We start from the raw sequence: 12,396 nt of genomic DNA on the forward strand, positions 1-12,396 counted from the left end.
GTCGTATCACCCTTTCTTTTAATTTTTTATGTTGTGAAGCAAGCAAGGGAAAACAAAAAAGGCACGAGTTAATAAAGGAAATTGATCCAACCTTCGGGTATAGCATACCCGGGATAAGGTAAGAACAATCACGCTCTATATAACTCATGCCTGATCGAATCAGTAACACGTCGTTTGTGTTTATTCAGTTGCTTGATTACGGAAATCATTGTAGCACCACTTTTAAAGCGATGCAAGCCTTTACACGAAATTTGTCGAATTAGAATTCCACTAGTGGAATTATTTCACTTGTTCTCTTCTTCTTTCCTTTGATTCAAGCGTTGCAAATGAATGGTCAGATAGCCTACTTCAGCAGGATATACAGGGAGATTTAACCTTTTTTCCATCACCTTGGTTAGCTTCCATGCAAGCGAGTACATTTCAGGATACTCCAACTTCAACAGGGAATCCAATTTATGAAGTTCTTCCACTTTGTCTCCCCGACGGACACGCTCCAAGGCGAATCGAAGATGGGTCAGCAGCCGGGAGTAGTCCAGTGATTCCGTCTCAAACGAATAATCCAGTTGGGTGGACACCAGGCTCACCAAATCGGTAATCAGTTGGGAATGCTCCCGAACTTGAGAAATATTTTGGTTGGTCATGGCGCTATAAATGTGAAGCGCAATAAAGCCGATCTCATCCATTCCCAAATCAACGCCCAATTTTTCCTTAATCAAACGCACCGCGTAATCACCCATGCGATATTCGTCAGGATAGATTTCACGGGTTTCATATAAAAAAGGATTCTGTATGATAATGCCTTGTTCTTTCCGTTTTAATGCAAAAGAAATATGATCGGTCAATGCGATATGAATATGTTCGTTTAAAGGAACGTCCGTATGTTCTGCAATATACGTAATGACTTCATTAATGATTTCAATCAAGGCTTCATCCACTTGTGGAAGAAGCTGTTTATACTGCTCTTGCTCCTGCTGGTTTCTCAGAATGAACATCTTCTCCACAGCCATCAGTGGAATAATGTCATTTGTTTTCCGATTGAAGCCGATGCCTTTACCAATCACGACAACTTCTCCATGTTCAGGATGCTGTGCAATAATCACATTATTATTTAGAGCTTTGGCTACTTGCAGGCTACTCAATGTTTGCACCTCTTTTTCACACCATCTTAGGTGTGATTCAGTCACACCCTAGTAAGAACGAAAAGACATCCGGAAGCGGGCAAACCGCGCCGGACGTCTCGCTTAAAAAGTAACAAAAATTCGTCTTAAGGTCAATAGAGCATAAGTGCTTTACGACTCGTTGTCTTACTCATCAACACCAGCTTTTTCCACAATCTTGTCGATTATAGAGGGAGTCGTTACAGGCTCACTCTGTTGAATAGCAATCGGTGCTGCTGTTTTAGGCTTGGTGAAACCTTTAATTAACTGTTCTACATCAATGCCGGAGACACTTTTGAGCATCTCGGGAGCCGTTGCCATGAGCTCTGTTACATAATTGCTTACACGAGCAGCGCCTTCACCCTTACCTGTATCCACAACGGTCAGCTTATCAATCGCGGAAATCGGCTCCGCAATTTTACCAGCAAGTTCAGGCAGCATTTTGACGATGATATCGAGCACGGCAGCTTCGCCAAACTTTTGGAACGCTTCTGCCAGCTTCTCCTTCGCTTCTGCTTCAGCAAGACCTCTCAGACGAATAACTTCTGAATCCGCTGTACCTTTGGCAAGTTCTGCATCCGCCATAGCCTGCCCTTCAAGCCGCTTCTGCTCAGCTGTTGCCTTGGCATGCGTCTCGATGGAATACTGGATCGCATCGGCTTCACGCATTCTTTTGGCTTTATCCGCTTCGGCAGCCTGCTCCACCGCGTAACGATCGGCTTCTGCTTTTTTCTTCACCTCAGCATCATATTGCTTCTCACGTACGATAATTTCTTTCTCTTGCAGGTCAATTTCACGTTCCTTACGAACGAGTTCAACCTTCATCTCTTCCTCTACCACGGTTTGTCTTGCACGCGCTTCGTGGATATGGTACGCCTGATCCGCTTCCGCCTTCGCTGTATCCTGATCCCGCTTAAACGTCGCAACTTTCAGTTCCTTCTCTTTTGCAGCTTCAGCGATATTCGTATCACGCAGCAGCTCCGCTTTTTGCCCTTGCTCTTCCGCATTGGCCTTCTGAATACGTGCATCCCGCATCGCTTCCGCTTCCGCAATTTCAGCATCCCGCTTAACGGCTGCTATTCTCGGTTTACCGAGCGCATCCAGATAACCTTGTTTGTCACGTACGTCTTTGATTGTAAAAGAGACAATTTGCAGTCCCATTTTTTTCAGATCTCTGGCTGCTACGCCTTGAACCTCTTGCGCGAAGCGATCGCGGTTACGGTATACTTCCTCCACCGTCATCGTTCCGAGGATGGCCCGCAAATGCCCCTCCAGAACCTCCTGTGCTTCACCTCTTAACGATTCCACTGGCTTACCAATAAATTGCTCCGCTGCCGTAGCCACGTCTTCTACGGCGCTTCCCACCTTGATAATAGCGACACCATCGGCAATGACAGGTACACCCTGTTCCGTGTATACTTCCGGTGTGGAAACATCCAGCTTATGAGACAACAGCGAGATAAACTCCGACTGCTGGAACACCGGCAAGATAAATGCGCCGCCACCACGAACAATTTTAATTTTTCGACCGGAGTCATCGTCCGAAATGTTTTTGCTGCCAAGGAACGAACCTGTTACGATCATGGCTTCATCCGGCCCAACCGTTTTGTACCTCGCCCAGAAAGCCAAACCAAGAATCAGAATCACACCGACAACGATTGCAGGAATCAACAATACATCCATATCCAGATAACTCATTCCACATCTCTCCCCTTATTCCATAAGTGCTTTACATTGCTAACGGTTAAACTACCTTAAACATCTTTAAGTACATCTTCATCCCATTCCGATACACGCAGCACACCTTCGGTTACATCTACAACTACAACACGCGCTCCCGCCGCAATGGGACGATGTTCGAAGCTGGATGCCGTGTGAACTGTATTACCGGCAGCAATTCGAATCATGACTTCTCCAAAACCCTTTTCCGGTACCGGAATGGTAATTTCTCCAATTTTCCCGGATAGCTCTTTCATGGAAAATGCAATGGAGACGTCACTGTTACGCATTGGCTTGATATATGCAAAGAATACCAGCATGGCTGCAGCAAGACCTATAAGCAGGGATAGTATCAGTGCCGAAATCGCACTTATCGAGCTATAACGTGTCAGCATAATACCGGCCCCACCAAAAGTCGTTATGGAACCAGCCAGCACAACAGGTTTGAAAAAATCAAGGCCAGGCATTTCAAAGGCCCCGTCCAGCAAGCCATCAATCAAGTCACCTAGCACAAGGCTGACGACTGCAAATATGGCTCCTCCAATCAGACACCCCCAATAGATTGACTCCATTCCCCGTTCCTCCTCTCTTCTGCCGCAATTCCATCCAACTGGGCATTCCTCATGTAAATAAATACGTAGCAAAGTGCCATGATGTTTCAAAATCTTTCCTCATTTGTATTCAAGACCCGATAATGGTTATTTTCATTGCAATATGACCCACTAGCTGGAACATTCTCAGATTTGCTCTTATTCACAACAAAAAACCGCAAATCTCCGTTAAAGGAGACTTGCGGTTCCAGAACACATTGCTGTGCCTTCATGTTTTGTTTTTACAGAGAAGCCTTGTAGATGGATACAACATCTTCACGTTGCAATTTTTTGAAGTTACCAAATGGGCCGAAGAGCATGGCTTTATCAGCCATAACTTCGATTTGGCTGTCATCGATATCATAATCAGCCAGACGGTTAGGCGCACCAATGGATGTCCAGAACTTGCTCAACGCTTCGATGCCTTCTTCAGCAATCTGTTTGTCCGATTTACCTTCAGGGTTAACTTCAAACACATTGATCGCCAAACGTTTGAAACGATCCACATTTACGTCCACATTATGCTTCATCCAATGCGGGAACAGAATCGCCAATCCTCCGCCATGCGGAATATCATATACTGCGGATACCGCGTGTTCAATATTGTGAGTAGCCCAGTCACCAGCAAGACCCATGTTCAGTACGCCATTCAATGCCATCGTTCCACAGTACAGAATCGTTTCACGCAGTTCATAGTTCTCCAGGTCTTCAACCAGACGAGGTGCTGCATCCATAACTGTGCGCAGAATTGTCTCACAGAATCCAAGCTGAACCGGTGTGTTGGCATCCAGGTGGAAGTAATGCTCCAGTACGTGGGACATCATATCCACCATGCCATAAACCGTTTGGTCCAGAGGAACGGTATATGTATTTACCGGATCAAGGATCGAGAACGCAGGGAACGAATATGCACTGCCCCAGCCCAATTTCTCCTGTGTATCCTGATTCGTAATAACCGAACCGGAGTTCATTTCCGAACCGGTTGCGGCCATTGTGAGCACGGTACCGAGTGGTAGAGCATCCTGTGCAACGGCTTTGCGCTGAGCAAAGTCCCACATGTCGCCATCATACTTGGCACCTACGGCAATTGCCTTGGCACAATCCAGTACACTGCCGCCGCCTACAGCAAGAATCAGGTCGATGTTGTTCGTTTTGCAGAGGTCTACACCTTGGTGAACAGTCGAAAGACGCGGGTTCGGTTCCACCCCAGCCAGCTCCGTAACTTCAGCTCCAACTTCCTTGAGCAATCCGATCACCTGATCGTACAAACCGCTGCGTTTGATACTGCCGCCACCATATACAAGCAGAACCCGTTTGCCGTATTTCGGCACTTCAGTTTTCAGTGCTTCCAGCTGACCTTTACCGAAAATCAATCGGGTTGGATTATAAAATTGAAAAGATCTCATATCTATGTCGCCTCCAATGGAGATTCATATTTTATTGCAACTCCCATTATAGTACCCCGATTATATAAAAACAAATCGATAGCCACTCACTTTATATCAACCCGTTGATCTGCAAGTGTGCACGGAACATTTCGCGGGTTGAAGGCAGGCTTTCCTTATCCACCCATGTCTCAGACGACCATAATCCCGCCTGTTTAAACGCTCTTGGACAATGAATGAAGCATTCTTCCACATCCACAATGACAGCGGCCCCAATGGTTTTACCGCTCCAGCCGATACTGGCCATAAATTCCTCATCCTTGGTAATCGAAGCCCTCCCATTGATACGCAGCACTTCATTCATTAAAATAATGGCGACATGGACAGAAAGTACTTGACATGTGAATCCACAAACGAAATCACCTTGTTGCGCACTTGTTCACTTGGTTGTCCCACCATGTTTTGCAGTTCCTCTGCATCGGCTACCAATGGTAAATTCAAAGCCTTTTTCTCCATTTTCGTATCCCCTTTTCTTCTCATGATAAGGAGTATCAATGACTTTTCTTCTAACATTATACATGTGTGCATTGAAAAGAAGTATTCTTCCATTATCGAAAGTCAAACAAATCAAAACACCAGCCCTTGTATGAGCTGGTGTTTCTCGTTATATCTGTTTATTCAGTGTATCCCATGCTGGCCACGAAACGACGGAAGGCCTGACGCCCTGACTCATCGTATTTGTAGACACCTGCATGCTCCAGAATTTCGGCGAATTTCAAGCCTACTTCCTGTTGTACAAGCGTAACGGCTTGCTCCTTGTTCAGGTTGGGACCGAAACGTTCAATCAGTTCTTCTGCCCAGCCCAGATGCTTGTTCAACACATGTTCGGAAGCTTTGGCTGCCTCGGCAAGCTTGGTATCCCCAGCGAGAATATCCGCGATGCTGTCCAGCTCTTCTTTCAAACGACCTGGCAGGATGGCAAGCCCCATCACTTCGATGAGTCCAATGTTCTCCTTCTTCAGATGATGCATCTCGCGGTGCGGGTGGAAAATCCCTTCGGGATGTTCATCATTTGTGCGATTGTTCCGCAGTACGAGGTCCATCTCATAACCACCGTCTGCACTTCGACGAACGATGGGAGTAACTGTGTTGTGCGGAATCAGCTCTCCGTCAACCTCACTGAATGCCTCGATCTCCACAGTAGAATCACTGTAAACCTTCCAGGCTTCATAAACGGCATTGCCCGCTTCGAGCAGCTCAGCCGGATCATGTGAAGCCAGTCGCAGTACGGACATTGGCCATTTCACAAGACTAAGCGTAAGTCCCGGTGAACCTGGATGGCGGAATACCGCCTCTGGCTTCGCATTTTGAATGGCAAAGGTATGACGTCCACCCTGGAAATGGTCATGGGTCAGAATGGAACCGCCAACGATGGGCAGATCGGAATTGGAACCGATGAAGTAATGAGGGTACTCTCCCACGAAGGCCAGCAGCCTGCGCAGCGTATCCTTGGTCAATTTCATCGGCACATGATCGTGATGGAAAATAATGCAGTGCTCGTTGTAGTACACGTATGGCGAGTACTGGAAGAACCAAGGTTCGCCGTTTAATTCCAATGGAATGACACGCAGGTTTTGACGAGCCGGGTGGTTGACCCGACCGGCATAGCCCACATTTTCACGACAGAGCTGGCACTTTGGATACACCGGAGGCGGAAGCAGTTTTGCCATCGCGATTTCCTTCGGGCTTTTCTCCGGCTTGGACAGGTTAATTGTAATCTCCATATCGCCATAAGCTGTATCCTGTGTCCAGTACACATTTTTGGAGATGCGGTCCATCCGAATGTAGTTGGAATGAATCGATAGCTCATAAAATTGGGAAGTAGCCGCCTCAATGCCTTCGGTCTGCTCCGTATGGCGGAATGCGCGCACCACCTCGGATGGACGGGCCATTAATTGACCCATAATTTTGGCATCGAGCAAATCACGGTACGTGTCCGTATTTTCAGGTATAAGTCCAATTTCAAATCCATAGTCAATCAGTGTATCCAGCAGTGGTTGTGGTCCGTCTAACACTGTCTCGTTTAATACTCCGGCATACGGCTCAGAGAACCCGAACTGCTCCAGCAGCAGATTACGACTGTAATCCCGATCCGCTTCTTCAATCAGTTTGTTCTGCAAGGCAAATGCTACCAGACGTTCAATGGCATGCAGTGCTTCCTGCTGCTCCGGGGTCCGCTCTGTGGCACCTGCTGCAATATGAGTCTGTGACATATCAATATTCGCCTCCTAGTTTTTTCCGTAGCCGTCAGGATGAGACTGGTGCCAGCTCCATGCACTTTGAATGACATCTTCAAGATTCGTCCATTTCGGGTTCCAGCCCAGTACGGATCTAGCTTTGGCAGACGATGCCACCAGTACAGCCGGATCACCCGCACGACGTGGCTCCTGAACAACCGGAATGTCCAGACCGGTCACTTTCTTAGCCGTCTCAATAACCTGTTTAACTGAGAAGCCTTGACCGTTACCCAAGTTGAACACGTTGCTGTTCTCGCCTTTACGGAGATAGTCTACGGCCCGCAGATGCGCATCCGCCAGATCACTTACGTGGATGTAATCACGTACACAGGTTCCGTCTTCAGTCGCGTAGTCGTCACCAAACACGGCGATGTGAGGACGTTGTTTTAAAGCCGTTTGCAGCACGAGTGGAATGAGATGACTCTCTGGCTGATGATCTTCACCAATTTTGCCACTGTCATGGGCTCCGGCTGCATTGAAGTAACGCAGGGAGACGTATTTGATGTCCTGTACTTTGTCGAACCAGGACATCATGCGCTCCATCATGAGCTTGGTTTCACCGTATACGTTCGTAGGCTCTGTGCGGTCGCTCTCTTCAATAGGCACTTTCTCCGGCTCGCCATAAGTGGCAGCTGTAGAGGAGAAGACGATGCGACGTACATTCGCTGCATTCATCGCTTCCAGCAGACACAATGTGCCAAATACATTGTTGTCGTAGTATTTCACAGGATCTTTCATGCTCTCGCCAACTAATGAATTGGCTGCAAAGTGAATGACTGCATCGATGGTATTCTCAGCGAACAGCTTCGCCAGAAGTTCCTTGTCACGCAGATCTCCTTCATATAATTTCCCACCCAGCAGAGCTTCACGATGCCCTGACTGCAAGTTATCCACAACAACAACCTCTTCGCCGCGCTCCAACAAAGCCGCTACCGTATGAGAACCAATATATCCTGCTCCACCTGTCACCAAAATCGCCATCTTACTTCGCCTCCTTCAATTCTTTAACGCCGTCGCCCACTCCGCATACATAGAACTCGCCTTTGAGACTGGTGTGTGCTTCATAGGCTGCTCCAACTTCAGTTACAAAACGATCCACATCGTCCTCATGGACAAGGGATACCGTACATCCGCCGAATCCGGCTCCGGTCATGCGTGCACCAAGAGTTCCCGGAATTCGTTGTGCTTCCTCTACCATCACGTCCAGCTCTTCGCAGCTCACTTCATAGAGATAACGAAGCGATTCATGAGAAGCATTCATCAGCTTGCCGAAGGTTTCGAGATCGTTATCACGAAGTGCCTCCACCGATGCAAGTACACGTGCATTCTCTTCCACCACGTGCTGGGCACGCTGTCTTACCTTCTCATCCTTGATATGATCCTGGAGTGTGATGAACTGTTCTGGTGTAAGTTGCGCCAGGTAGTTCAGCGCAGGCAGCTGTTCTTTCAAAATGGCAAGTGCCTGCTCGCATTGAGAACGCCGTTCATTGTAAGCCGAGTCCACCAAACCGCGGCGTTTGTTCGTGTTACCAATGACCAGCTTATAGGCGCCGGTACGGAATGGAACTTTTTCATATTCAAGGGTGTCACACATCAGCAGGATCGCATGATCCTCTGCGCCATTGGCTACAGCAAACTGATCCATAATGCCGCAGTTAACACCGACGAATTCGTTCTCCGCCTTTTGAGACACAAGCGCCAGCTGAACCGTATCGATATCCTTTACACCTTCGAGGGACTGGATGGCATACCCGGTGAGAACCTCCAGCGATGCGGAAGAGGAAAGTCCTGCGCCGTTCGGAATTTCTCCATGGTAGAGGAAATCATAACCTTTGGTTACTTTCACGCCTTTGCCTTGAAGTTCAACTATGACGCCGACCGGATAGTCCGTCCATTCCCCTGTTTTCTCCTTGCCAATGGAGGACGTATCCAGCGTTCCTTCATAGGGCATATTGGTGGAAGCCAACTGCAACTTGTTGTCCTCACGCTCGCGGATAATCAAAGTGGTACCGAATTCAAGCGCTGCCGGAAGCACGTATCCACCGTTATAGTCAATGTGCTCACCGATCAGATTCACCCGCCCAGGGGCATGGAATACACGGATGTCCGCTCCACTCTCTCCGTACTTGTCAATAAACTTTTGTTTCAATTCATTTATGTTCATTGCTGCTGCACCCCATCTCAATGTTGTTGGTTTTCTTAATGTTATTATACAAGAAGGCGGTCCCCCTTGAAATGCAACCATGTGTGTTCCATATGGATAAATGTGACCTTTCGACGTATAATGAATGGAACATCAAGGAAGGAAAGGAATGTCATCATGACTGAACAACGTATGGAAGATGCAGCGGTTTCACCAGCCGAACGCACCACGCCGGAGCCCTCGGGTAAAAGTGGGGCACTCAGCTACTCGGTTGCCTCCAATCCTGTCTATTATGAAAAAGGGGCATTGCATGTCCTCTTTGCAGGTGCAAGCCAAACCCTACCCGGTCACGCCCTTGGACCAAAGCTATACGATTATTATCTATTGCACTATGTAGAAAAAGGGTCCGGTACGTTCCGTACTGAACTGCATACCTACGAGCTATCCGCAGGAGATTGTTTCCTCATTCATCCGGGGCAGCTTGTGAGCTACCAATCCCACGCACGTCATCCCTGGCAATACCGATGGATGGCCTTTACTGGCAGCCAAGCTGCGAAGCATGCAGAGGAAGCAGGATTCCGTCCTGAGAAATCCGTCTTTCATGCCGGACCATCTTGTGAAATTTCGGATTGGTTATCTGTCATGCAGATGGCTTTTGCCGAGCGGAAAGAAAGCTCTCATTTTACATCACTGGGTACGTTATATATGATTCTAGCCGAAGCACAAAATCACCTTTCTCAAGGCCAAACCTTAATACCAGGTGAATCTTCAATACGTCGAACGGTAAAACAGATGATTCAATATATGTCTACCCAATATGCCTACCCTGTCTCGATTGAGCAAATGTCATCAAGTCTTGGCTATAATCGTGCGTACCTGTCCCGCATATTCAAACAGGAAACCGGACTATCACCAGTTACCTACCTGCTCAAACTGCGGATCGACAAATCGCGCCAGCTGCTGCGGGAACGTCCTGATCTGTCCATTGAACAGGTATCTGCCTCTGTAGGGCTGCCAGATGCGCTGTATTTCTCCAAACAGTTCAAACGATTCCACGGTGAAGCCCCCAGCCTGTACAGGGAGAACATTCTTAAGAGACCGCAGACGCAAGGGACACGCCAAGCACCGCCTAACAATCGATGATTCTTTATACCGAAAAGGATGCTTTCTTGCATCTTGCATACATATAGAAAAGAAATGATAAAAAAGGTGCATCCCGCCATTATGGCTAAGATGCACCTTTTGAACTTTATTTATGATCCGGTTCGGGACGAAGAATCGATTCAATACGCTCTAATTCCTCTGTGGAGAATTCCAACTGACTGAGTGCAGCCACATTCTCTTCAATCTGCGAAGGACGACTGGCACCAATCAGTGCAGAAGTTACCTTGCCATCACGTAATACCCAAGCAAGTGCAAATTGAGCCAGACTCTGACCACGAGATGCTGCAATCTGGTTTAGAGCACGTACTTTGCGCAATGTCTCTGGCGAGATATTGTTCTCATTCAGGAATACAGATGGTCCCTTGGCACGTGAATCTTCCGGGATACCATTCAGATATTTGTTCGTAAGAACCCCTTGCGCTAATGGACAGAATGCAATACTGCCCGTTCCGTTCTCATGAAGTACATCCTGCAGCCCATCCTCAATCCAGCGATCCAGCATCGAATATTTAGGTTGATGAATTAACAGAGGTGTACCCAAGCCTTTGAGAATCTCGGCCGCTTGCTTCGTCTGCTCTGCAGGATAATTGGAGATGCCGACATACAGTGCTTTACCGGAACGAACAATATGGTCCAGCGCCATCATCGTTTCTTCCAGAGGTGTTTCGGGATCATAACGATGAGAATAAAAGATGTCTACGTAATCAAGGCCCATGCGCTTCAAGCTCTGATTGAGACTGGAAACAAGGTTTTTACGAGAACCCCATTCACCGTAAGGTCCAGGCCACATATAGTACCCGGCCTTAGTGGAGATGACGAGTTCATCTCGATATGGCTTCAGATCCTGTGCCAATACCTGACCGAATAACTGCTCTGCCGAACCTGCCGGCGGACCATAATTGTTGGCAAGGTCAAAATGCGTAATGCCCAGATCAAACGAACGGGTAATCATATTTCGGCCGTTCTCCGCATTATTAATGCCACCAAAATTATGCCATAACCCAAGTGAAATCGCTGGCAGTTTCAAACCTGAACGTCCAACGCGGTTGTATTTCATTGTTTCGTAGCGTGCATCGCTGGCTACGTAGACCATCATGAATCCCTTCTTTCCCCAGGTTCCGCCTCTCGTACCCGGTCCGTATGCCGGAGAATGCGGTTATTCGGACAATGTTGACTTACTTAACCAAGAAGCTGGTCTACCCTATTCATTACCTCACCAATAGGATCAGTAATCAGCAAATCAGCTCGGCGGTCGTAAGCCGTAGGTGTAGCGTTAAGCAAGACCGTATGTTTTCCCTGAAAATACGTAATCAATTGTGCCGCAGGATACACGGTCAGTGAAGTTCCACCAACCAGCAATAAATCCGCTGCAGACAGAGCGTCTACCGAACGATATAATATCGTCTGATCCAATTCCTCTTCATATAACACGACATCGGGCTTGATTACGCCACCGCACGCATGACAACGAGGAACCGTATCTTTGGCTGTAATAATGTCATCCAGCGCGTAGAACCTCTTGCAATCCATACAAGCGTTTCGATGGATTGAACCATGGAGCTCCAGGACATTGCTGCTGCCAGCTTTCTGGTGCAACCCGTCGATATTCTGCGTTATGACCGCCTGAAGCCTTCCTTCCTGCTCTAATCTGGCGAGAAGTCGGTGGCAGCCGTTGGGCACCGCATCGGGGTGAAGCATTTTGCCTCGATAAAAATCATAAAAAATATCAGCATGCTGGTCGAAGAAACGTCTGCTCAGCAGCTCTTCCGGTGGATAGGGTGAATGCTGCTCTGTCTGGTACAAGCCAGCGGCAGAGCGGAAGTCGGGAATCCCGCTTTCCGTTGAAGTTCCGGCCCCTCCGAAAAAAACAATGTTCGAACTTTCCTTAATCCAGGCAGCCAGTTGTTCTGTTGCGTTCATCCTCTCTCCTCCTTTTACGAG

The 12,396-nt window shown here is 47.8% G+C and carries 12 protein-coding genes; 1 reads left to right on the forward strand and 11 read right to left on the reverse strand.

The features are described 5' to 3' along the window. Positions 1-284: 284 nt before the first annotated feature. The 9 genes from glcT to QP794_RS21810 all read right to left on the reverse strand — a co-directional run bounded on the left by glcT (position 285) and on the right by QP794_RS21810 (position 9,312). On the reverse strand, positions 285-1,139 hold the full coding sequence (gene glcT / locus QP794_RS21770) for a glucose PTS transporter transcription antiterminator GlcT (RefSeq protein ID WP_024633100.1): 855 nt from the start codon (positions 1,137-1,139) through the stop codon (positions 285-287). A 165-nt stretch (positions 1,140-1,304) separates the two neighbouring features. Next, positions 1,305-2,855: a flotillin lipid rafts scaffold protein FloT gene (locus tag QP794_RS21775; protein WP_285078848.1), complete on the reverse strand. Its 1,551-nt coding sequence runs from the start codon at positions 2,853-2,855 to the stop codon at positions 1,305-1,307. A 56-nt stretch (positions 2,856-2,911) separates the two neighbouring features. Beyond that, complete coding sequence (locus tag QP794_RS21780) at positions 2,912-3,448, reverse strand: NfeD family membrane protein (protein ID WP_285078849.1); 537 nt, start codon at positions 3,446-3,448, stop codon at positions 2,912-2,914. Positions 3,449-3,708: 260 nt separating this feature from the next. Next, positions 3,709-4,872, reverse strand: a complete 1,164-nt coding sequence (locus QP794_RS21785) for an iron-containing alcohol dehydrogenase (RefSeq protein WP_024633097.1) — start codon at positions 4,870-4,872, stop codon at positions 3,709-3,711. Between the two features lie 91 nt (positions 4,873-4,963). Then, positions 4,964-5,215, reverse strand: a complete 252-nt coding sequence (locus QP794_RS21790; RefSeq protein ID WP_285078850.1) for a PNPOx family protein — start codon at positions 5,213-5,215, stop codon at positions 4,964-4,966. After that, positions 5,215-5,352 (reverse strand): hypothetical protein, encoded by a 138-nt coding sequence (locus QP794_RS21795; RefSeq protein ID WP_285078852.1) that lies wholly within the window; start codon positions 5,350-5,352, stop codon positions 5,215-5,217. The genes QP794_RS21790 and QP794_RS21795 overlap by 1 nt, the downstream gene beginning before the upstream one ends. Before the next feature lie 173 nt (positions 5,353-5,525). Beyond that, positions 5,526-7,124 carry a UDP-glucose--hexose-1-phosphate uridylyltransferase gene (locus QP794_RS21800; RefSeq protein WP_285078853.1) on the reverse strand — a complete coding sequence of 533 codons (1,599 nt, stop codon included), beginning with the start codon at positions 7,122-7,124 and terminating at the stop codon, positions 5,526-5,528. 15 nt (positions 7,125-7,139) lie between these two features. Continuing rightward, on the reverse strand, positions 7,140-8,129 hold the full coding sequence (gene galE, locus QP794_RS21805) for a UDP-glucose 4-epimerase GalE (RefSeq protein ID WP_285078854.1): 990 nt from the start codon (positions 8,127-8,129) through the stop codon (positions 7,140-7,142). 1 nt (position 8,130) lies between these two features. Then, positions 8,131-9,312, reverse strand: a complete 1,182-nt coding sequence (locus QP794_RS21810; RefSeq protein WP_285078855.1) for a galactokinase — start codon at positions 9,310-9,312, stop codon at positions 8,131-8,133. A gap of 156 nt (positions 9,313-9,468) precedes the next feature. On the opposite strand from QP794_RS21810, the gene QP794_RS21815 reads away from it, so the two are divergent. After that, positions 9,469-10,434 carry an AraC family transcriptional regulator gene (locus QP794_RS21815; RefSeq protein WP_483311936.1) on the forward strand — a complete coding sequence of 322 codons (966 nt, stop codon included), beginning with the start codon at positions 9,469-9,471 and terminating at the stop codon, positions 10,432-10,434. A 106-nt stretch (positions 10,435-10,540) separates the two neighbouring features. On the opposite strand, the gene mgrA is transcribed toward QP794_RS21815, so the two are convergent. Next, positions 10,541-11,548, reverse strand: coding sequence for an L-glyceraldehyde 3-phosphate reductase (gene mgrA / locus QP794_RS21820; protein ID WP_079350667.1), 1,008 nt, complete (start codon positions 11,546-11,548; stop codon positions 10,541-10,543). 86 nt (positions 11,549-11,634) lie between these two features. Beyond that, positions 11,635-12,375, reverse strand: a complete 741-nt coding sequence (locus QP794_RS21825) for an NAD-dependent protein deacylase (RefSeq protein ID WP_094937621.1) — start codon at positions 12,373-12,375, stop codon at positions 11,635-11,637. Between the last annotated feature and the right edge of the window lie 21 nt (positions 12,376-12,396).

Origin of the sequence: Paenibacillus sp. UMB7766-LJ446 (assembly GCF_030226665.1) — a bacterium.
GTDB classification, from domain to species: Bacteria; Bacillota; Bacilli; order Paenibacillales; family Paenibacillaceae; genus Paenibacillus; species Paenibacillus vandeheii.

What these genes read in the sequence shown, in the direction of transcription:
- QP794_RS21775 (WP_285078848.1), bottom strand. Translation starts at nt 2,855, where the DNA reads ATGAGTTATCTGGATATGGATGTATTGTTGATTCCTGCAATCGTTGTC.
- QP794_RS21780 (WP_285078849.1), bottom strand. Translation starts at nt 3,448, where the DNA reads ATGGAGTCAATCTATTGGGGGTGTCTGATTGGAGGAGCCATATTTGCA.
- QP794_RS21785 (WP_024633097.1), bottom strand. Translation starts at nt 4,872, where the DNA reads ATGAGATCTTTTCAATTTTATAATCCAACCCGATTGATTTTCGGTAAA.
- QP794_RS21790 (WP_285078850.1), bottom strand. Translation starts at nt 5,215, where the DNA reads ATGAATGAAGTGCTGCGTATCAATGGGAGGGCTTCGATTACCAAGGAT.
- QP794_RS21800 (WP_285078853.1), bottom strand. Translation starts at nt 7,124, where the DNA reads ATGTCACAGACTCATATTGCAGCAGGTGCCACAGAGCGGACCCCGGAG.
- galE (WP_285078854.1), bottom strand. Translation starts at nt 8,129, where the DNA reads ATGGCGATTTTGGTGACAGGTGGAGCAGGATATATTGGTTCTCATACG.
- QP794_RS21810 (WP_285078855.1), bottom strand. Translation starts at nt 9,312, where the DNA reads ATGAACATAAATGAATTGAAACAAAAGTTTATTGACAAGTACGGAGAG.
- QP794_RS21815 (WP_483311936.1), top strand. Translation starts at nt 9,469, where the DNA reads ATGACTGAACAACGTATGGAAGATGCAGCGGTTTCACCAGCCGAACGC.
- mgrA (WP_079350667.1), bottom strand. Translation starts at nt 11,548, where the DNA reads ATGGTCTACGTAGCCAGCGATGCACGCTACGAAACAATGAAATACAAC.
- QP794_RS21825 (WP_094937621.1), bottom strand. Translation starts at nt 12,375, where the DNA reads ATGAACGCAACAGAACAACTGGCTGCCTGGATTAAGGAAAGTTCGAAC.